Source organism: Enterococcus salsurae, from assembly GCF_054784955.1.
Genome location: NZ_BAAHWY010000005.1, coordinates 114,584 through 135,152, shown reverse-complemented (window position 1 = coordinate 135,152; position 20,569 = coordinate 114,584). Strand labels below are relative to the sequence as shown.

Sequence of the window (20,569 nt, the reverse complement as noted above, 5' to 3'; positions counted from 1 at the left end):
CTGTATCATACTAACAAGATGCGTCCAACACGTCAAGAAACTTCACATATTGGCCTATTTTCGGTATGATAGACAAAAAGGACAAAGGAGTAAAAATAACCAATGGCAGATAGACTGATGGATATAGCCGCACCAATCTTCAATATGATCGTGGTCTGTTTGAATTTCTTATCGATCTTCGTTTTGGTTTGGGGTGTTGTCATGGCGGGGATTGATTTTATTCGTTATGAATTAACCGAAAAAGACCGACTGGTTGCCGCAAGAGAAAACAATTTTATCCGTAATTTCTTAGGCAGTTATGTTCTATTGGGATTGGAAATCTTGATTGCGGCGGATATTATTGAAACGATCATTCACCCAACCTTTGAAGACATCGTCCGCTTGGCCGCTGTCGTGATCATTCGAACCGTGATTTCTTATTTTTTGAACAAAGAGATCGAACGGGCGTTGCAAACCACAGATCATCACTCCATCAAGAAAGACAAGTAGCCGTTGTCCATGGCTTTTGTCTTTCTTTTTCGGTATAATAGATAAGAGTTTACGCGATAAATGACTGCTTCCAAGTGACAATGGAATGCGAGAAAAGAGGAACCAATCATGTCTTTTGATGGTGTATTTACCCATTTAATGGTTTCAGAGCTCAACAATTTGTTGATCAATGGCCGTGTCAATAAGATCCATCAACCTTACGAAAACGAGGTTGTCTTTGTGATTCGTTCTCAAGGGAAAAACCACAAACTATTATTATCCGCCCATCCAACCTATGCCCGCGTGCAATGCACGACGATGACATACCAAAACCCAGACACCCCCCCTAACTTTTTGATGATGCTGCGCAAATATTTAGAAGGTGCGATCCTAGCCCGAATTGATCAAATCGACAATGACCGGGTGATCCATTTTCATTTTAGCCGGCGAGATGAGTTAGGTGATCTGCAATCATTGGTTTTAATCGTTGAATTGATGGGACGACACAGCACGATTTTATTAATGAACAATGCCACAGGGAAAATCGTCGATACGATCAAACATATTGGGCATGCACAAAACACGTATCGTACCCTCCTCCCCGGTGCAGTCTACATTGCACCGCCAAAACAGACAACACTCAATCCGTTCACTGCTGCCGACACAAAAATTTTTGATGTATTATCAAGGATCGATGACTGGCAGCCAAAAACGCTGCAGCAACAGTTCCAAGGACTCGGCAGAGATACTGCGGATGAGTTGATCCAGCGCATCACTGCCAATCCCAATGACAAATTACGCCAATGGACCCAATTCTTTAAAGCAGTCACGGATCAATTGCAGCCCAGCTACATCGAAACCACTGGCAAAGAATTCTTCACCCCGATCCCTTATCAATCCTTATTGACTGAGGGAAGCCAAATCACAAACTTTGCGTCACTAAGCGCCCTGCTTGATCATTTTTATCATGACAAAGCCGAACGGGACCGTGTCAAACAGCAAGGCGGTGAATTACTCAAAAAAATCGAGAATGAGCTGAAACGTAATCAAACCAAATTGCAAAAACGGCAACAGACATTGCGTGATTCGGAAAATGCCGAAGCATTCCGGCAAAAAGGTGAACTATTGACCACCTTTATGGCACAAGTGCCACGCGGTGCACAATCGGTGACATTAGAGAACTATTATGAGGAAAATCGCCCATTGATCATTGACCTTGATCCGGCATTGACCCCCAATCAGAATGCCCAGAAGTATTTCCAGCGTTATCAGAAGCTGAAAAATGCCGTCAAATTGATCCATCAGCAAATTGCCGAAACCAAAGAAGAAATCGACTATTTAGCCTCCGTGCTGGCACAATTAGAAATTGCTTCTCCATTAGATCTGGCGACGATCCGCGAAGAGTTGGTGGTACAAGGCTATATCAAAAACCGCAGCAAACAAAGGAAAAAAGCTGCGCCTTCACAGCCCGAACGTTATCTGTCATCTGATGGTATCGAGATCCTAGTCGGCAAAAACAATTTGCAAAACGATCAGTTGACATTAAAGACAGCCCGTAAAACAGATTACTGGCTCCATACGAAGGATATTCCAGGTTCTCACGTGATCGTCCGATCTGATGATCCAAGTGAAGCCACCTTACTGGAAGCCGCCGAACTAGCTGCTTATTTTTCTAAATACCGACAGTCAGCGCAAGTGCCGGTTGATTATGTTCAAGTCAAACATATTCGCAAACCTAATGGTGCCAAACCAGGTTTTGTGATCTACGAAAATCAAAAAACACTGTACGTGACACCAAGTGAAGCAATTTTGCAGTTACGACAATAAAAACAAGACCGTTCAACGCAGGAATCCTCTGCTTCGAACGGTCTTGTTTCATTTAACGTAGAGATCTAGATAGACTACAGGAGAATCAGGCTTGACTTTTCCTAAAGAAAAACAACGCCATGACCCCGAAAACGACCCCAATAATGGCTGGAGCAACTGGGGCAAATAAGACATATAACTGTCCACCCAGCAAAGGTCCGATCACCCGTGGCAGCGACTGCATGCCTTGGCTGCTTCCCAGCACCATACCTTGTTCTTTGTGGTCCACTTGCTTTGATAACGAGCCATTATAGGCAGGCGCAAAAACAGCATCCCCCATTCCGTATAGAAGCAAATCTAGTACAAACAAGATCGGTGCTGCAAAGAAACCGGATAAGCAGATGAAGCAATAACCACTGACCTCGCCTATGATCCCCCAGCGAAGAATCGCTGGCTCACGCATTTGTTTCAGCAGCCACGGCATCAAAAAACTTTGTGCCAAAATATCTTGAATCCCAATGATCGAGAACATCAAGCCGATCAGCGTTGGCGACCAATTGAAGGAATCGATGGTGAATTGCGAAAATATGGCTTGCAATCCACCTGCAGGGATCCACAGAATAAACGCCATGAAAACAATGCGTCCAATCGCTGGATGGGTGAATACATAGCGAAATTGCCGAAATGGATTGATTGCTTTCAGACTAGCTTTCTTACGAGAAGATGTTGGCAAACTCTCAGGCAAGCAAAGCCAGGCATATACACCATTGACGATCGAGACCAACGCACCGACAAACATCGGCACCGCATAGCCGAAATGTGCCAGACCACCGCCAATGACCGGACCTAGCGCCGTACCGGCACCTGCTACCGCACTCATCCACCCAAAATATTTCGTTCGTTGATCAGGGGATGTACTATCCGAAAAGTAAGCATACAATGTGCTGATACTACCACCAGTAATCCCTTCAATGACACGACTCAAAAAGAAGACCCACAATGCACCGCCAATGCCAAACAAGAGATACCCAAGTCCGCCGCCGAATAAGCAAAGAATCAAAATCGGGCGTCTGCCGATTTGATCACTAAAAGCCCCCAAAACAGGCGCAGCAAGAAAGACACATGCTGCATAAACAGCCGTCAATGCACTAATCACAAATGCTTGCTGACTGGGATCTTGAACATAAGGTGCCACCAAGAATGGCGTCACAGGTGCGATGATCGTAAAGCCGACCCCGCAAAGAAAAACCGAAATTAAACCTAAAGTCAAAGCATGTGGTGAGAGTTGTTGATTATTTGTAATAAGAATCAGTCCTTTATATTTAATGTTTCCCAGGAAACAAATGTATCATACTGCAATATTGTTTCCTAGTCAACAATAAAAGGCACACTTCTGTCAAAGAAGTGTGCCGTGTTATGATTTTCCAATGAGTAAACCCAAGCCACCTATATGAAAACAAACAGCATTCCTGAACAAAGGGTACCAATCAAGAAAATCTTAATACTTCCTTCCCCACCTTCTGGCAACTCAAATTTAATGATATTCATGAGCAACGCACCCGTAATGATTGCCTCAATCGACACCAGTACAAAATAAGGCAAAATCAAGAACATCGAACATATGGCACCTGTGAGAATCGAACCTACGAGTAGAAAGCGTCCGATCTGAGTGAAGCGCGTCCCATGATGATGAAACAAATGCCAGTCATTCATCAAAAAATGCAACCCAAACGCGACAAAATAGGTCAATACATAAAAAGGCGCATCTAAAATATTCGCAATCACCAAATAACCAATCATCACATTGTACAGCATATGAAAAGAAATATCCGACCAAAAATACGCTTTTTCTGCAGAAGCAAGATCCTTCTTAGCCAAAATACTGAAACTACGTTCATCAATTTTGTAGGCGATGTAACTCAACACGAGCCCCAGCAATACTGAGGCATAAATACCGTGGGTATAAAGAATGCCTGAAGACCAGCCAAATTCATCAATCAACACCGATTGGAAATAGGCCAGATGTGGCAATAGGTGTATAATCGCATAGGAAACCCCCACACCAGCCGCGAAAGAATGAAAAAACTGAACATCTCCATTTTTATCCAATAGAAAAATAGATGCCAAATGAATCAAGATAAAGCCTGAGATCACCAACAAATTGATGAGCACCTCTGAATTCGAAAACATATGAACTCCTTACCAACAACCATGTTTAATATTTTAATATAAATAACGATTGTTTATTAAGTTCGAACCGAATATTCAACTAATAAACAACCTTTAATGATATGCAAAGCATTAAAAATATTGTAACACGCCAATTTTAAAATAACAACATACGCCATAGTGAAAACGCTAGGTGAAAATCATGAAAAAAACAGCTAAGCTTTCACTCAACTGTTGGTCAATGGATGGTGGCTTGCTTGCTGATCGAGATGATCGCTGTATAATGCCAAAAAATGTAATAACTCGGCTTTTTGCTCCGCATTCATCGTGGCAAAAATCGGTTGATCCCGTTCTCTGAACACTTGGTGCAAATCACGATGGGTGTCATATACGGACTGGCCTTCTTCCGTCAAGGCAAATAAGATCTCTTTTTTATTTTCCGGGGATTGATAGCGAGTGATTGCATCCTTCTTCAATAGCTTTTGCGTCAATTTGGTCACCGCACTGCGGGTCAAAAACAGCGTTTCGGCCAGCTGTGTCACATTCGGATGTGGCAAGTCATGGATTGCTTCAATCAAATGGACTTCAGTTGACGTATAGCCCGCCAGCGCAGCTTCCATTTCTTGTTTGTTCAAGGCAGCCATTTTGTTGTAGACATCACGAAAGCCGCGTATGATTTTTTCTTCATCGGTATAGGGCATCATCTTGCAGCTCCTTCATTTTTTATTATTATAAGCCGAATGAAGGAAGAATTCAATGGACGCCTCAGCCAGGTGAGTGAATCATATTATACGCACTCAAAGTGAATCGAAATTTCAAATCGATGTTATATCAACATTCTATTTTATGAAGCCCCATTTGGTGGGGAGTCGTGCGATAAGAATAGTTAGATTTTTACTGCCTGATTTCCATTCGATTCTCTTACTTTTGATTTGGACTTAAGTCAATACTTCGGATACGATTTGTGAGAGTTTTTTCGAGATTCCGACGGCGAGTTTCTCATCTTTCAGTGGCTAATTTTTGATGTAAGATTTTGGGGATACTAACTTATTTTCATTATGTCATAGTATTAACTAAAAAGAACAACTTCATCAAGACAGAAAATGACTTCAATCTTCCAACTTCCGGAATTAAAGTCATTTTCCACTTGCCTCATCATTTTTTGTTAGCACTTCAATAAAATGTAAAAGAAACTCATAATACAATTCTATCAAAAAGTTTTCTGATTAGAAAAGCACATTAAAATTGGAAAAGTTTGCTTCCAGACCAACCGGTAATTTCATAACTCTGTAGAGTTCGAGGGATTGAGGTATAATTGAAATAAGTAGCACTATCATACCAACCATCTGCTACGACCAAAAAGTTTGTTTGTGCACCGTTAATAGTTCCTGATAATGCTCCTTGTGCGAATACCGTGTGTCCTCCAACTGTTCCATTTGGTCGATAATAAAAATAAGTAAAAGCTACAGGATAGCTTTGTGCAATTCTGGTTTGAATATCCGAAAATGATGGTGATATTATCCGTTGAGACGTGAGATTCATACCTTTGTCTCTCGCGTAACTTACTAAAGCTGGTCCAATTCTACTGGGTTGAGTACCGCCATAGGATATTCCGTTAGAAGTTGATGATACAGTCGTACCTGAGTAATTCCACAGAGAATTGTAGGCGGTTCTCAGCTCTGCATCATTAGCAGAATTGTATAATCTGTACGAACACGCTATAGTTGCCATGGCATGCACAGCACATGCATATTTTCCCGCTGCTCTCTCGGAGCGTCCCTGTGTTAAAGAATTAAACATTCTGAGATAATGAGAACTACTTAAGTTTAGATTACTTGGATAGTTACTGAACACAGAGCTAGCATGCTCATATTTAGTTGAACGGCTGTTTCTTGTTGCACTATTTAGCATTTCACGTTCAGCAATGGGTTTTACTTTTTCTGTGTATTCTTCAAACTCACTTATTGAAAAAGTTTCGCCATTTGTATTAATAACTTCATCATCATTTTCGATAACTAGATTATACTCCGTAGGAAATGTTTCAATAAGATATGGTTCTTCATTTTCGATCCCTTGAATATCTGTTTTGTCAGCTAGAGATTCATATAAACTCTGAGCTCCAGGTTCTATAGAAAATTGAGAAATGTAGCTTCCTTCCATTCTTAAATCGATTAATACATATCCATAAGAAACATTATCTTTAACAAAATCAACACTATAAGAAATGATTTGATTTTCTGTATCATAAATTGGAATAATTGAGGAGACCACTAAACCCTCTGTCCCTTTAAACTCTTTTGCAAAGATTAATGCAAGATTAGCCAAACTTTCGTCTGTTACATCAACAACTGATTGATCAGAATAATCTTCACTAATATCCGCTTCCGAAATAGATACTTCTCTTGCGAAGACACTATTCTCATTATATGAGAACAAAAATAAAGTAAATAAACTGACTACTGTTTTTAAAAATATGCATTTCATTTTCTTCACTTTGATATTCCTTTCGTTTAAACCTAAGAAACAAAATAATTTGACCCATATCCTCCAAAAAAACGATTTCTGCACTTAATGTTCGGTTCAATTTTCGTAAAAACTAAAATTTAAAATATCGAGAAGATGCATTCTATAGATTTAGAAACAAATAGGGCTAATCAACTAGTCTTAAATCATTATCATTATTCAAAATAATCTTATGATCTTTAGGGATATTGTCTCTGAAATAGTACAAAATGCTTTGATTGATTTGATAGTTTAAAAAGACTAATCTTCTCTTATCATCCAATTCTTTAGGGTTCAGGTTCTCCACAACAAAATCAAACCGTACAATTTTATCAAAATAGATACGAATACTGTCTCCAATATTTATATCGATTGAATCTAGAAGAACTAAGGTAATATTAGTCACTTCTACATCCAAATAAAGTTGAGCGGTATTCTTTTCAATAATCTTCCCAATAATTCTTTCTGGTGGGATGGCATCAACTAAATAATTCACCTCTCTTCCCTCCTTCCCACAAGAAAAAAGTATAAATAAAAATGGAATTAAGATTATTAGCCCACGTTTCAAAATATCGCCTACTCTCATAAAATATCATATTTCAACTCTATATTAATCATGCTGAAGATAATAATAACTTGACGGCTTTATAGTGGCTGCTTGTACGAGACTTAACCGCTTGTGAATTTTTGATAAATGAGGTAGGTAGATACTCTTAGAGTTTAATTGGTGTAAGCTATGATAATTGCTAATACATCGAATATTCAGAAAATTAAATCTAAAAGTAATGGATAATCTATAATTCTACAAATTAACGATACCATATTCATTCAAAAAAAACAAATAATTTTATATATTTTAAATAAAAAAACAAATAATTTTAGTTGATACCAAATTAAAGGTGATTCTAGTTAATATTCTAGAAATATAAAAGCAATGAACACCCCAAAAAAAGTTTGTTTACGTCAATGTAGACAAACTTTTAGTAGGGAAAAAATAGAGAATTATATCATTTTTTATGAAAATCAAATGCTTCATAAGTTGGAAAGGTTGATTTATCGACATTCCACATCCTTATTATGTTGACTTTTTTCTCCCCTCAATGAAGCGGGTAAGGGTTATATTGCCTGTTGTTATCACATTTTCAAGGTGTCTCAACTACCTTCGAAACTGTTTTGAGCCAATCAAGACCCACTCTTTAGGCGTGGATAAACTTCGCATTGGTTCACTGCCTACCAAAAATATTTCTCTAATGCGCGATTATATATGTTCCCTTCATTCTTACCTTTAATAGCAACAGCATCTGTTCTCTTTTTCGTTTCGCTTGTTCAATATTCTTCATTAACGATTGGCAAAGCTTTACACATTGATTAATCAATTTCAGTATCAATGTTTTCACAAAAATCAACGTATACCATTCCGATCCAAAGTGATCTTTTCGATAAAATCAAGGTGATATAGTTTTTCCCAGTGGTTGATATTCAAGATTCCTTGTGTAAGATGAATCGCCAAGAAGCAACAGCCTTGGTCTTTCTCATTGTTTACCTCAGCATACCAAACAAATGCCTTCCTGATTTTCTCTCTCAGTTCAGCATTTTTCGGATCTAAGACCCACCCTAAATTCTCCCCGATTCCATTGGCCGTAAACCATTCCCCGCAAACTGCGATTGAAACTTCTGGATTTTGTTAGATCTGCTTGATCTTGTTCGAATTTTCATGAGTGGATACATAAAATACCCCCTTTTCGTAATACGCGTCTACATCACGGACAACAGGACGCGGCATTCCCTTGCTCCCTGGCTCGCAAGCAATGGTTGCCAAGGAGATCAAGTTGTCTTTCCCCTTACCGAATTTTTCTTCTATCAGTAAGATTCCTTCTTTATACAATGTCATGGTGCGCTCTACTTTTTTTATTAGTCTATGATTTTTCTCCACATATAACGGAATGAGATACCTGTTTCTGTTTGTAAAGGCAATATTTTGTGTTTCATTTCACAAGATTCCGTTTACGGCATTGCAGAAGCAAACAAAGTAAATCTATCGGAGATTGAATCAGATAGATTGCTTCTTTAAAAGTGTAATAAGTAACATAATAATCCGCAACAATAAGCCATACTCACACTGAATCAACGCGTACGCTTCTTTCCTCTAACTTCCCATCCTTCATCACTACTTGTCGGTCACAGGCATCAGCAATAGCTTGTTCATGGGTCACGATGATCACAGTCTTGCCTTTTTGATGTTCCCTTCTCAGAATATCCAACACCATCTGACTATTGCGTGAATCTAGATTCCCCGTGGGTTCATCGGCCAAAAGAATATCTGGGTCATTGATCAACGCTCTCGCGATTGCGACACGCTGTTGCTGGCCACGGGAAAGCTGGTTCGGATATTTTTTCAGTTGATTGTCGATCTGCAAGTCAGTAGCCAATGTGGCTAAGTGAGCCGCTTTTTCTTTTCTGATTTTTCTCGGCAAATAGGTTGTTGGCAATAAAATATTTTCTTTCACTGTATAGTCAGTGATCAAGCCAAAATGCTGTAAAACAAACCCAATCATTTGATTTCTTATCTGTGCTTCTTGTTTATACGTGAATCTTTCGGTTAGTTGATCTTTAATTTGATAACTACCGGCGTCACAGTGATCCAGCAAGCCTAAAATTCTTAACAATGTTGTTTTTCCGCTACCCGATTCGCCGATGATGGCGAGCAACTCCCCTTGTTGGCAATGAAATAAGGGGATATCAAGCGCAGTATAAACCGTGTCTCCTGTTTGATATGTTTTCTTGATATCTGTTAAATGAATCACCTGATAGGCCCTCCCTTTCTCAACTACTGCTTCTTTCTAATCTTTCGTCTTGGAAAAAAGTGGCTGATTAAGACGGTCATGACTGTTACCCCATAAAATGCAAGGTAAAATAATGTACCAAACACTATCTGCCGATTCAGCCAGTTTTCTCCTAAAAATAATTGATTGATCATATACATCAGCGCCCACGATACTGTAAATAGCACCAAATAACTTATACTGATCACAGCAAACAGCTCTGCTTTTGTAGACCCTATGCCAAAATAAGCAGCATATACAGTTTGTCGTTTTTGATAGCTAAAATGAACGATCATGCCTGTTTGTACCGTTGCAAAAACAAGCAGCAACAGTAACAAAAACAGTTGATTTTGGTACAAAGAGCGATACATATTGATCTCAAAATCAAAGATGGATCGATCATTGCTAAAAGAAAGGTAGCTGTATCCATGTCTAGTGCCTATGTCTTTGACCGCTTCTGCAAGATCTAAATAATTGAGCGATTCTTCCTCTTTAGCAGACAACATATAAAAAAAGCCCATGATCTGCACCGATAGATTGGGGCTATCTGATTGCATTAAATCTTCCGTCAACGGGATGACGATCATCTCGTCTAGTAGGATTTCTTCTGTTCTGCCTTGCCAAAAATTCAGCAATGAATGCGCCTCAGTCAGGAAGCCTTTCACCTGATACGTCTGCTCTGCTGTAATCACTTGACCCGCTTCACTGATTTCCACAAACGTTTGCAATAAAAATTCATCACCAATCTGGTAACCTTCTCGGTAATGCGCCCCCAAGAGAATCCCATTTCCGCTACCGGCGAAATCACGCTCCTCAAGTTGGCGTCCGTTAGCAAGACGGAAGTCAGCTTTTTCCACTAATGCTTGATTCATGATCATGATTTGTGGCTGAACCAAAGACTGGCCAAATTGATTTTCAATCGCCAGTTCCGCCTCAGGGTAAACAAAGGCCTCCGCGCCTGCAAAAAAATCTCCCCCTTGCAAATAGTAATAAATGTCATCGCCGAATAGCGTTTTGCCTTCGTCAATGATCGCTAAAATATCCTTCGAAGAAATAGATTCGGTTGAAATGTCCACAAAACGGATCGAGGCGTCCGATCCAAAGTTTTTCATTAGAGCTTGTGTGTGTTCCAGATAGGTTTCATATGATTGGAAGAACTGGACACTGCTCATGATAACAAGGGTAGTCATCCCTACTACTGCAGCTTTCAGCCAAACATGTACGCCCATTTCGGTCAGTACATAGATCAACCTTCTCATTCGTCCACCTCCATAAACATAGCCGTTACACTGACTTTCCTAACGTACCAGATAGAAAGGAGGAAAAAGACGCCTAATAGTCCTGTGTACAACGCGCATACATGGAGCAATGCAAGCCAACGTTGAAAGGCTGTTAACGGTAAAAACCATGGAAACAAGCGAACTATACCGAAGTAGACTATGCAGGCAGAAACAAAGGCCCACGTAGTCAAAAACAAAAATTTTTTAAAGGTATCGATCACTAGCTGAAAAGTGTGGGCACCAGCCATTTTTCGGACAGCAAATTCCAAGCGCCATAAATCAAAGCGCTGATAATAATGAATCCCCATGCACAGCAAGATGATCAAGAGTAATTGCATGAATAATTGCCGGTATTCCGATACAATATCCGCCATATTTTGCTGATTCAACCCAGCAGACAGATCATTGATCGCGCTCATATAGTCACTTTCATCGACAACAGCTAAGATTGCTTGCAATTGGTTCTGTGCTTTATCGTATTGCGCACTGCTTACTACGATCGCAGTAATATTGGATTGGTAACGTGCATCTGTCAAGATCTTATCAGAGTATAAAATTAGGTTCTGATTAAATGGCGATTGAGGCAGCAAACCGGTGATAGCAAATTGGGTATCATAAATAGCTAGTTGCTGATGATGGATGTCTTTGGCAATCGCTTGATACGCATCTTTCCCCGCAATCAGATGTGGAACTGTCTGGGCTGTATTTTCTAAAACATTGAGCTGTTGAATCGCCCCTTGAGGATAGATCATCATTAATAAGGTTTCTGCATTATACATTGGCAAATAAAACTGAACAAAACTTGTATCATCTAACACATCATTCATGACGCGAATCATTTCCTCTCCATCGAATTGCAGCCCATGGACGTCGATTTTAGCAAAGGATTTTTCGTAATATGTTTGGTAGGTAGAAAAAAATGTCAGCTGGGATTGGATCATCGTACTTATGAAGAGTAAAAGCAGAAAGCTAACGGTAATGATCGCTCCAGGCAATAGTTGTTGATTCAATCTTTTCATAATGATCCTTTCAATTTGTGCGCACTATTCGACTTGGTTTAGCATCAAGGAAACTTCCATTTTGTAAGGTTGGTCTTGACCAAAAGGATATTTGAAAACAGCCAACCATTTAGTCAGATTGGTTTCTCTATCATAAACTGGTATTTCTGTATAGATCTCCCAAAGATCCAGTGGCAGTTGGTTACTGACCGATGTCGCCTCATAATGAAATTCTTTGTTGGATTGATTTCCTTCTAGCATGATATACAATGGAATGGCGTAAAAGCCTTCTGCTTCAGCAAGGAACTTGTACTTGTACTTGTCATAGTAGCCTAATCCATCATCACTATGATAGGATTCGTTTTCTTCTATCCCTATCCCATAGGCGAATTGTTCATAAAAAGCACTAGATTGGATGACATCTCCCGATAAACCATCACTAGATAACTGAGATACATAGCCATATCCTTTATTCTTAAGATAGATTTTCAATGTATTGCGCACATATTCATCCACTGACATGAAACCATTGTTGACTTCTGAGTCGATTACCGTGAATAGTTCGTCTTGAGATAGCATTTCGGATTTTTGACTTTGATTGATATTAGCAATGAGAAAATAAGCACTGAATAAGATAACTGTAAAAAAAATAATATAGGGAAAATATTTTTTCATAAAATACTCCTTATAAATCGAAAATTCTATAATCAAAAAATCTTTTTATTATATAAGAGAAACAAGAAGGCAATTTCCAATTTTCAATTATAGAAAACTGAAATTACCTTCTACCTACTTCACTCTTTTTTCAAGATATGATTATTTACTCTCGCTTCCAAATGAATTAGATAAAGATTTATTACCACTTGCTCGAGCACTTAATAATCCTGTAGATTTCCAAGCAGAATAATTTTTAGTGGATCCAACCTGTGCAAAAACTCTTTCTGTTTTTCCTATACTTGGATAAGCAGTAAATACGATAGTTCTTGTATTGCCATTGACTGTATTTGATGGCACACCAGCGGTTATTCCATTGACTATACTTACTCCTCCAGTAATTAAAACAATTGACAACAGCACGCTTCCTACAATCTTTTTCATTCACAATTCCTCCAAAACTATATTTTTAACACAGAAAAACTGTATTAAATACTTTAAGAAAAATCTAAAAAATTTATATTTTCTGAAAATTAACAAGGTAAAAATCTACATTGGTTAATCATTACACCATTTATTTTATCATAATCACATATTAAAACAACAGTTTTTTTGTATATATGACAATTTATTCGCGTTTCATAAAAATAAAATTCACATTTTGTCCTCTACACAAAATAACCAACTAGATTGATAGTCTAGCTGGTTTTATGTCATTATTTTAGATTTACTTACCGATTATTATTTTTAACGCACCATATTTGAATCTCAATAGAAATAAATCGGTCGTTCTTTGCGGTCTTGCAAAGGCCGGTTGTTGTTTTCCAAGACTTCTTCCCGGAATTCTTGAATAAACTTGCGGCTCATCTCTCCCACCCAGTCAAAAACGAACCAGTTGATTGGTCCTTTGGTTGGTGGTGTGGTCAATGAGCCCACATAGTGAAAATGGTGGGTCCGTTCTGGCAAGAACATGCTCGGATCGAACCATTGAACGTGGTTTTCGAAATCCCAAATACTGTCATCTTGTGCATTGCAGATCCAGTTCAGTTTATCCGTCAGACGGAATAAGATACCAACAACCAAGTTCTGCCCTGCTTCATTCATATGCACCAAATGAAATTCAAGTTCTTGTTGTTCGTCATCGATGATATGTTCTGAAGGCATGTGGAAATGAATATCCGTCAAGTGGTAGTCGACCCCTTGGAACGTCACATAGCTCTCTTTATCGAAGGGAACAAAGTGGATTGTGTTTTTAAATTCTTTCTCGGTAAATTGCTCACGGGTATAATGGAACGTCAGATCTTGATCGATTGGTTCTTCGGTTTCGTCATGGACCAATGCGATTGGGGATTGCAACGGGAACTCCGCGCCTTCTGCATACCAGTCACACAATGTATGCCAATGTTCGGGTCCATTATCGCCTGAATAACTCCAGGGCACATCCATATTTCTTTTCAAACAAACAGCCTCCTATATCAAGCGAATAGTCATTGTAAAGTTTACGCTAAGAAAACTTTCTCCCCATGCTATCAGAAAATAAATAAAATGAAAACGAATATGCTTACAGCTGACTGTAAGCTATTCGTTATTCGTTTCATGAAGAATGATTTAGTCGTTGGCCTTCCATGTTGCTGGTGACTGGCGCCACTCTTTCAACAAGGTCACATCATCTGCTTGAATCTTGCCTGTTTCTAATGCCACATCGATCAAAGTAGTATAATTTGTCAACGTAACAAAAGGGAAACCTGCTTCGGCAAAGTTTACTGCCACTTGTGGCAATTCATAGGTGAAAATAGCCGCAACACCCAACACATCTGCCCCTTCTCTCTTCGCCGCACTGCAAGCTTCAAGCACACTGCCGCCGGTGGAAAGAAGGTCTTCGATCACGACCATTTTTTGATTAGGGGTGATTCGCCCTTCGATTTGATTGCCTTTGCCATGGGCTTTGGCTTGACTGCGAATGTAAACCATTGGTAAATCAAGCAATTCAGCTACCCATGCTGCATGGGGAATGCCCGCAGTTGCGGTACCCGCGATGACTTCAACATCAGGAAACCTCGTTTTTATGTTCTCAGCTAGTCCTTGTGCGATAGCTCGTCTGACTTGCGGATAACTCATCGTGATGCGATTGTCACAGTAGATTGGACTTTTGATGCCGCTAGCCCAAGTGAAGGGCGCGTTTGGTTGTAGAAAGATGGCCTCGATGGCTAATAAATCTTTGGCGATTTGTTTGGCTTGTGTATGCATTATTGTTCCTCCCATGCTTCTTTGATTGCAAGATAACGTTCATATGGAGCTGCCGCTTGCGTGATTGGCCGACCGACAACGATCATCGTAGCGCCAGCTTTGCGGGCATTTTTCGGTGTCATCACCCGTTTTTGATCACCAATGGCACTGCCGGCTGGTCGGATCCCGGGTGTCAAGCGAATAAAATTCTCACTCGTGTGTTCTTTGATTATCTTTGCTTCATGTGCTGAGCAGACCACCCCTTGCAGACCAGCAGTTTGCGCACGTTTGGCATAATGCAAGACACTATCTTGCAAAGAAGTCAAAATTTGCTGATCTCGGTGCATTTGTGCTTCGCTGGTGGAAGTCAATTGCGTCACCGCGATCAGGTCTGGTACCCGTGCACCGTTTGGCGTGCCTTTGTGTAATCCAGCTAGACCCGCCTCCATCATGTCGATACCGCCGGCGGCATGGACATTGGTCAATGACACCCCCAGACCAGCCAAACGGGCCATCCCTCTTTCGACGGTGTTAGGTATATCATGCAGCTTCAAATCAAGAAAGACATCATGACCTTGATCCTTCAACCAAGCAACGATTGCCGGCCCTTCTTGATAAAAAATTTCCATGCCGACTTTTACAAATAAGGATTCACGCTGCGGAAAATGGGTGAAGAAAGCCTCGATTTCTTGTTTGTTTGGAAAATCTAATGCAATGATTGGTCGTTGATTCATTGATCAAGCTCCTCTCTGACGTCTTTGATGAGTTGTTCCAATGAAGATATACCGAGCTCTGCCATCCGCAAGGGTAAAGCGTCGATCAGCTTCGGACAAATATAAGGATCGGTGAAATTTGCGGTTCCCACTGCCACGGCTTGCGCACCGGCTAGAAACATTTCCAGTACATCATCCACGGTCATCACACCACCCATGCCAATGATTGGTAAATGCGAAACTTGTGCGACTTGCCGAATCAGACGTATTGCTACTGGTTTGATCGCCGGTCCCGACAAGCCGCCAGTTTGATTGGCAAGAATTGGTTTTCTGGTTTTCAGATCGATCCGCATCCCCAATAAGGTATTGATCATCGTGAACCCGTCCGCCCCGCCCGCTTCGATCGCGCGAGCAATCGGCACGATGTCAGTCACATTCGGTGACAATTTGACATAGATTGGTACCTGCGACACTTCTTTAACGGCTTCTGTCAAGGCACCAACAGTTGCTGGATCGGTACCAAAAGCGATGCCGCCGTGTTTGACATTGGGACAAGACACATTCAGTTCGATCGCTTTGACATTCGGCGCCTGGCTGATCTCTTTACAAACAAGCACATAGTCTTCGACTGTTGAACCCGCCACATTAGCAATGATCGGCAATGCGGGGTGCTTAGCGGCTAAATCCGGTAAAATTTGACCCAAGACGGCATCCAGACCGGGATTTTGCAGACCAATGGCGTTCAGCATACCGCTTGGGGTTTCGGCAACCCGTGGCGTTGGATTGCCAAAACGGGCTTCAGGCGTCGTGGCTTTGATCATCACAGCACCAAGTTGACTGATATCATAGTATTTGTCATACTCTGCCCCAAAACCAAAGCAGCCGCTCGCAGGCATGATCGGATTCGCTAAATCTAATCCGGGTAGTTTCACTTGTAAAACCATCTCTAGATAACCACCTTTCTCGCTTGAAAGACAGGCCCTTCATCACAGACCTTGACGCTTTTGACACCCGTTTCATCCTCTTTCGTGTGACAAACACAAGCGTAACAAGCCCCCATCCCGCAAGCTATGCGGGCTTCCATCGAAAGTTGCACATCATCAAGCGCTTCATAGAGTTGGGCAACTGTTTTCAATAAACCGTTGTTGCCGCATGCAAAGACAGCTGCAGGCGTTTGGGCTGCAGCCATCAATACATTTCCGACATTTCCTTGTACACCATAACTGCCATCATCTGTGGCGATCCGCGTATCACCTAAAGCTTTAAATTCTGCCTCGTAATACATAACATCTTTACTGGCAAATCCAAGGAAATGGATGACGTTGATCTGACGTTGGCGCAACTGTTTGGATAGTTCATAGAGGGGTGGTACACCAATCCCGCCCCCCACGACGAACACTGTTTCGCCGGGGGTCAAATGATGAAATTGAAAGCCATTGCCTAACGGACCCATCACATCTAGCAAATCTCCCGTTGTCAAATGTGAGAAAATCTCAGTGCCTTCTCCTTCGACCCGGTAAATGATCCGGCATTCTTTTTTTGCTAAATCTACATGATTGATACTTATCGGCCGCCGTAAGAGAAAAGCCTGTTGCGGCACCCTAAGATGGAGAAATTGACCAGGGGTGGTCATTTGACTGACCAATTCCCCTTTTAGCGTCATTTCAAAAATCCTCGGCGCCAGTTGCCGTTGTCTTACGATTGTCAAGTCTTCTTGTTTCATCCGTCGTCAAACCCCTATCCGTTATATTGCTTTTGTAGAAAAACTTCGAGACTCCATCACTTTCAAAATCGCATCCGCTGTATCGAGGGATGTAAATAGTGGCACGCCATGTTCCACTGCTTCTCGACGAATGATAAAGCCATCTTCCGTCGTGTTGCGTCGATCTTTGTCCATCGTATTGACTACGACTTGCGTGGTGCCGTTTCTGATCAAATCTACCACATTTTCTGCAGCGGCCGTATCTGAGATTTTAGCGACGCGCGTGACTGGCAGTCCTTGCGCTTCAAAGTAATCCGCCGTGCCGTTTGTAGCTAGTAAAGTAAAGCCAACCTCGAAGAATCTGGCCGCTAAAGCTGCTGCTTCTTCCTTGCTTTCATCAGAAACTGTAAAGAGTGCTCTGCCAAATTCAGGGATATGCAAGCCGGATGCTTCAAAGGCTTTATACAGTGCTTTTGCCAAATTCTTGTCCGAACCCATGACTTCCCCTGTCGATTTCATTTCAGGTCCTAAGTAGGTATCGACTTTTAAAAGTTTTGTAAAGGAGAAGACCGGCGCTTTGATATGCACCGCATTCGGTGTTGGATAGAGCCCATCGTGGTAGCCAAGTGCAGTGATCTTATCACCTAAAATCGCTTTAGTGGCAATTTGCGCCATTGGGATTTCCGTGACTTTACTTAAAAATGGCACCGTACGACTTGCACGAGGATTGACTTCGATCACATAGACCTGATTTTCGTGGATCACGAACTGAATGTTCATCATACCGATACAGTTCATACCGATTGCCAAGCGTTTGGTATAATCCTCGATCGTTGCGATGATGTCATCTGAAAGATTTTGCGGCGGATAAACGGCCATCGAATCTCCTGAATGGACCCCAGCGCGCTCGATATGTTCCATGATCCCGGGAATCAACACTGTTTCTCTATCGCAGATCGCATCTACTTCACACTCTTTCCCAACCAAATACCGATCGACTAAGACTGGATGCTCTGGAGAAGCTTTGACTGCATGACGCATATAATCTTGTAGATCCGCCTGGTTTTCGACGATTTCCATTGCCCGTCCACCCAAGACATAGCTTGGACGCACCAGTACAGGATAACCGATTGTTTGTGCAATGGCGATCGCTTCTTGTTCATTCGTTGCGGTATCTCCTGGCGGTTGTGGAATGGTCAATTTTTGTAATGCTTGTTCAAATAGATCGCGGTTTTCAGCACGATCTAGATCCTCAATGCTGGTCCCTAAGATTTTGACTCCATGTTTGGCCAAGGGTTCTGCTAAATTGATCGCGGTTTGTCCACCAAATTGCACGATAACGCCGATCGGCTGCTCTAAGTCAATGACGTTCAAGACATCTTCCAAAGTCAAAGGCTCGAAGTATAGTTTATCGGAGATCGAAAAGTCTGTAGACACGGTTTCCGGATTGCTATTCATGATGATCGCTTCATATCCCGCCGCTTGGATTGCTTTGACTGAATGAACAGTCGCATAATCAAACTCGACCCCTTGTCCAATTCTGATTGGCCCTGAGCCTAAAACCAGCACGGATTCTTTTGCGCTGCGTTGGCTTTCATTTTCAAATTCGTAGGTGCTGTAAAAATATGGCGTTGCTGACTCGAATTCCGCTGCGCAGGTATCAACCATTTTATAAACAGGCACCAGCTTCGCTTCATGACGTTGGGCGCGAACGGCATCTTCTGTCGTTTGCCATATGCCAGCAATCGTACGGTCAGTGAAGCCGTTTTGCTTTGCTTCTTTCAAGTGTACTAAGTCATTTTTGGCTGTTGCCAATGCTTGTTCGATTTCGAAGATATGCAGCAGTTTATCCAGGAAGAAGAGATCGATTTTGGTCATCTCATTCAAATCTTCTATCGTATAACCGCGACGAATGGCCTCCATAACATAAAACAACCGATCATCCTGGGCTTTGATCACTTTTTCGATCAAGTCATTGTCTGACAGCTCTGCCAATTCTTTGATTTCAATATGATTGGTGCCGATTTCCAATGAACGCACTGCTTTCAGCAATGATTCTTCGATATTGCGGCCGATGGCCATGACTTCACCAGTGGCTTTCATTTGTGTCCCTAGGCGCCGATCGCCAGTTTCGAATTTATCGAAAGGCCAGCGGGGGATTTTTGCAACAACGTAATCTAACGCTGGTTCAAACTCGGCATAGGTTGTCTCCGTCACTGGATTTTTCATTTCATCTAAGGTCAATCCGACCGCGATTTTGGCTGCTAGTTTGGCAATTGGATAGCCGGTCGCTTTACTGGCCAATGCGGAGGAACGAGAGACCCGCGGATTGACTTCGATCACATAGTAATTAAAGCTATGGGGGTCAAGTGCCAACTGGACGTTGCAGCCGCCTTCGATTTTCAAAGCCCGAATGATTTTCAGTGATGCATCCCGCAGCATTTGATACTCATGGTCTGACAATGTTTGACTTGGGGCAAAGACGATCGAATCGCCAGTGTGGATCCCCACAGGATCAAAGTTTTCCATGTTGCAGACAACGATGGCATTATCGGCAGAATCTCGCATCACTTCGTATTCGATCTCTTTGAACCCAGCAATACTACGCTCGATCAAACATTGGGTCACTGGCGATAGTTTTAAGCCGTTTTCCGCAATTTGACGCAGTTCCTCTTCATTGTTGCACATGCCGCCGCCGGTACCGCCCAACGTAAAGGCTGGACGCACGATGATCGGAAAGCCGATTTTTTTTGCAAAGATCACAGCTTCTTCAACAGTCGATACGATTTCAGATTCTGGGATTGGCTGCTCAAGTTCTTCCATCAATTGTTTGAAAAGGTCGCGGTCTTCTGCTTGGTCGATCGCTGATAATTTGGTCCCCAAAAGCTCGATCTGCAACTCGTCTAAGATCCCTGAATTGGCCAATTCCATTGCCATATTCAGCCCTGTTTGACCGCCTAATGTTGGCAAGATTGCATCTGGCTGTTCTTTCCGAAGAATCCTTGACACAAATTCAAAGGTGATTGGTTCAATATAAACTTTATCGGCAATCTCTTTGTCAGTCATGATCGTTGCCGGATTTGAATTGACGAGCACGACTTCATAGCCTTCTTCTCTTAGCGCCAGACACGCTTGTGTGCCGGCATAATCGAATTCTGCAGCTTGTCCAATAATGATAGGACCAGAGCCGATAACCATGATTTTCTTGATATCTGTACGTTTTGGCATA

Annotated in this window: 19 protein-coding genes; 2 read left to right on the top strand and 17 right to left on the bottom strand. The window is 41.5% G+C overall.

Annotated elements, in window-relative coordinates:
• Positions 1-102: 102 nt before the first annotated feature.
• Both ACYVRS_RS12840 and efbA read left to right on the top strand, forming a co-directional pair.
• A complete protein-coding gene (locus ACYVRS_RS12840) occupies positions 103-489 on the top strand; it encodes a DUF1622 domain-containing protein (RefSeq protein WP_313538893.1) in 387 nt (128 codons plus the stop codon).
• A 108-nt stretch (positions 490-597) separates the two neighbouring features.
• Positions 598-2,295 (top strand): fibronectin-binding protein EfbA, encoded by a 1,698-nt coding sequence (gene efbA, locus ACYVRS_RS12835; protein WP_461203484.1) that lies wholly within the window; start codon positions 598-600, stop codon positions 2,293-2,295.
• Between the two features lie 85 nt (positions 2,296-2,380).
• On the opposite strand, the gene ACYVRS_RS12830 is transcribed toward efbA, so the two are convergent.
• From ACYVRS_RS12830 to carB, 17 genes are all read right to left on the bottom strand, one after another.
• Entirely contained in the window at positions 2,381-3,544 is a 1,164-nt protein-coding gene (locus ACYVRS_RS12830) for an MFS transporter (protein ID WP_461203483.1), read from the bottom strand.
• Between the two features lie 176 nt (positions 3,545-3,720).
• The gene (locus tag ACYVRS_RS12825; protein ID WP_461203482.1) at positions 3,721-4,464 is read right to left on the bottom strand and encodes a hypothetical protein; all 744 of its coding nucleotides are present in this window, start codon (positions 4,462-4,464) and stop codon (positions 3,721-3,723) included.
• Between the two features lie 206 nt (positions 4,465-4,670).
• The gene (locus ACYVRS_RS12820) at positions 4,671-5,147 is read right to left on the bottom strand and encodes a MarR family winged helix-turn-helix transcriptional regulator (RefSeq protein ID WP_461197499.1); all 477 of its coding nucleotides are present in this window, start codon (positions 5,145-5,147) and stop codon (positions 4,671-4,673) included.
• Positions 5,148-5,682: 535 nt separating this feature from the next.
• The gene (locus ACYVRS_RS12815; RefSeq protein ID WP_461197498.1) at positions 5,683-6,936 is read right to left on the bottom strand and encodes a hypothetical protein; all 1,254 of its coding nucleotides are present in this window, start codon (positions 6,934-6,936) and stop codon (positions 5,683-5,685) included.
• Positions 6,937-7,093: 157 nt separating this feature from the next.
• Complete coding sequence (locus ACYVRS_RS12810) at positions 7,094-7,441, bottom strand: hypothetical protein (protein ID WP_461197497.1); 348 nt, start codon at positions 7,439-7,441, stop codon at positions 7,094-7,096.
• A 1,188-nt stretch (positions 7,442-8,629) separates the two neighbouring features.
• Positions 8,630-8,836 carry a hypothetical protein gene (locus ACYVRS_RS12805; RefSeq protein WP_461197496.1) on the bottom strand — a complete coding sequence of 69 codons (207 nt, stop codon included), beginning with the start codon at positions 8,834-8,836 and terminating at the stop codon, positions 8,630-8,632.
• Positions 8,837-9,059: 223 nt separating this feature from the next.
• On the bottom strand, positions 9,060-9,749 hold the full coding sequence (locus ACYVRS_RS12800; protein WP_461197495.1) for an ABC transporter ATP-binding protein: 690 nt from the start codon (positions 9,747-9,749) through the stop codon (positions 9,060-9,062).
• Positions 9,750-9,772: 23 nt separating this feature from the next.
• On the bottom strand, positions 9,773-11,026 hold the full coding sequence (locus ACYVRS_RS12795) for a hypothetical protein (protein ID WP_461203481.1): 1,254 nt from the start codon (positions 11,024-11,026) through the stop codon (positions 9,773-9,775).
• Positions 11,023-12,066, bottom strand: a complete 1,044-nt coding sequence (locus ACYVRS_RS12790; protein WP_313539053.1) for a hypothetical protein — start codon at positions 12,064-12,066, stop codon at positions 11,023-11,025. Before ACYVRS_RS12790 ends, ACYVRS_RS12795 begins: the two co-directional genes overlap by 4 nt.
• A gap of 24 nt (positions 12,067-12,090) precedes the next feature.
• Positions 12,091-12,720, bottom strand: coding sequence for a hypothetical protein (locus ACYVRS_RS12785; protein WP_313539055.1), 630 nt, complete (start codon positions 12,718-12,720; stop codon positions 12,091-12,093).
• Positions 12,721-12,861: 141 nt separating this feature from the next.
• Complete coding sequence (locus ACYVRS_RS12780; protein WP_313539058.1) at positions 12,862-13,143, bottom strand: hypothetical protein; 282 nt, start codon at positions 13,141-13,143, stop codon at positions 12,862-12,864.
• Positions 13,144-13,467: 324 nt separating this feature from the next.
• On the bottom strand, positions 13,468-14,145 hold the full coding sequence (locus tag ACYVRS_RS12775; protein WP_054115026.1) for a carbonic anhydrase family protein: 678 nt from the start codon (positions 14,143-14,145) through the stop codon (positions 13,468-13,470).
• 162 nt (positions 14,146-14,307) lie between these two features.
• Complete coding sequence (gene pyrE, locus ACYVRS_RS12770) at positions 14,308-14,946, bottom strand: orotate phosphoribosyltransferase (protein WP_461197494.1); 639 nt, start codon at positions 14,944-14,946, stop codon at positions 14,308-14,310.
• Positions 14,946-15,659 carry an orotidine-5'-phosphate decarboxylase gene (pyrF, locus tag ACYVRS_RS12765; protein WP_461203480.1) on the bottom strand — a complete coding sequence of 238 codons (714 nt, stop codon included), beginning with the start codon at positions 15,657-15,659 and terminating at the stop codon, positions 14,946-14,948. The genes pyrE and pyrF overlap by 1 nt, the downstream gene beginning before the upstream one ends.
• Positions 15,656-16,582 (bottom strand): dihydroorotate dehydrogenase, encoded by a 927-nt coding sequence (locus ACYVRS_RS12760; protein WP_313539067.1) that lies wholly within the window; start codon positions 16,580-16,582, stop codon positions 15,656-15,658. The genes pyrF and ACYVRS_RS12760 overlap by 4 nt, the downstream gene beginning before the upstream one ends.
• Positions 16,583-16,584: 2 nt before the next feature.
• Positions 16,585-17,361 (bottom strand): dihydroorotate dehydrogenase electron transfer subunit, encoded by a 777-nt coding sequence (locus tag ACYVRS_RS12755; protein WP_461203479.1) that lies wholly within the window; start codon positions 17,359-17,361, stop codon positions 16,585-16,587.
• 21 nt (positions 17,362-17,382) lie between these two features.
• On the bottom strand, positions 17,383-20,568 hold the full coding sequence (gene carB, locus ACYVRS_RS12750) for a carbamoyl-phosphate synthase large subunit (RefSeq protein WP_461203478.1): 3,186 nt from the start codon (positions 20,566-20,568) through the stop codon (positions 17,383-17,385).
• Position 20,569: the final 1 nt, after the last annotated feature.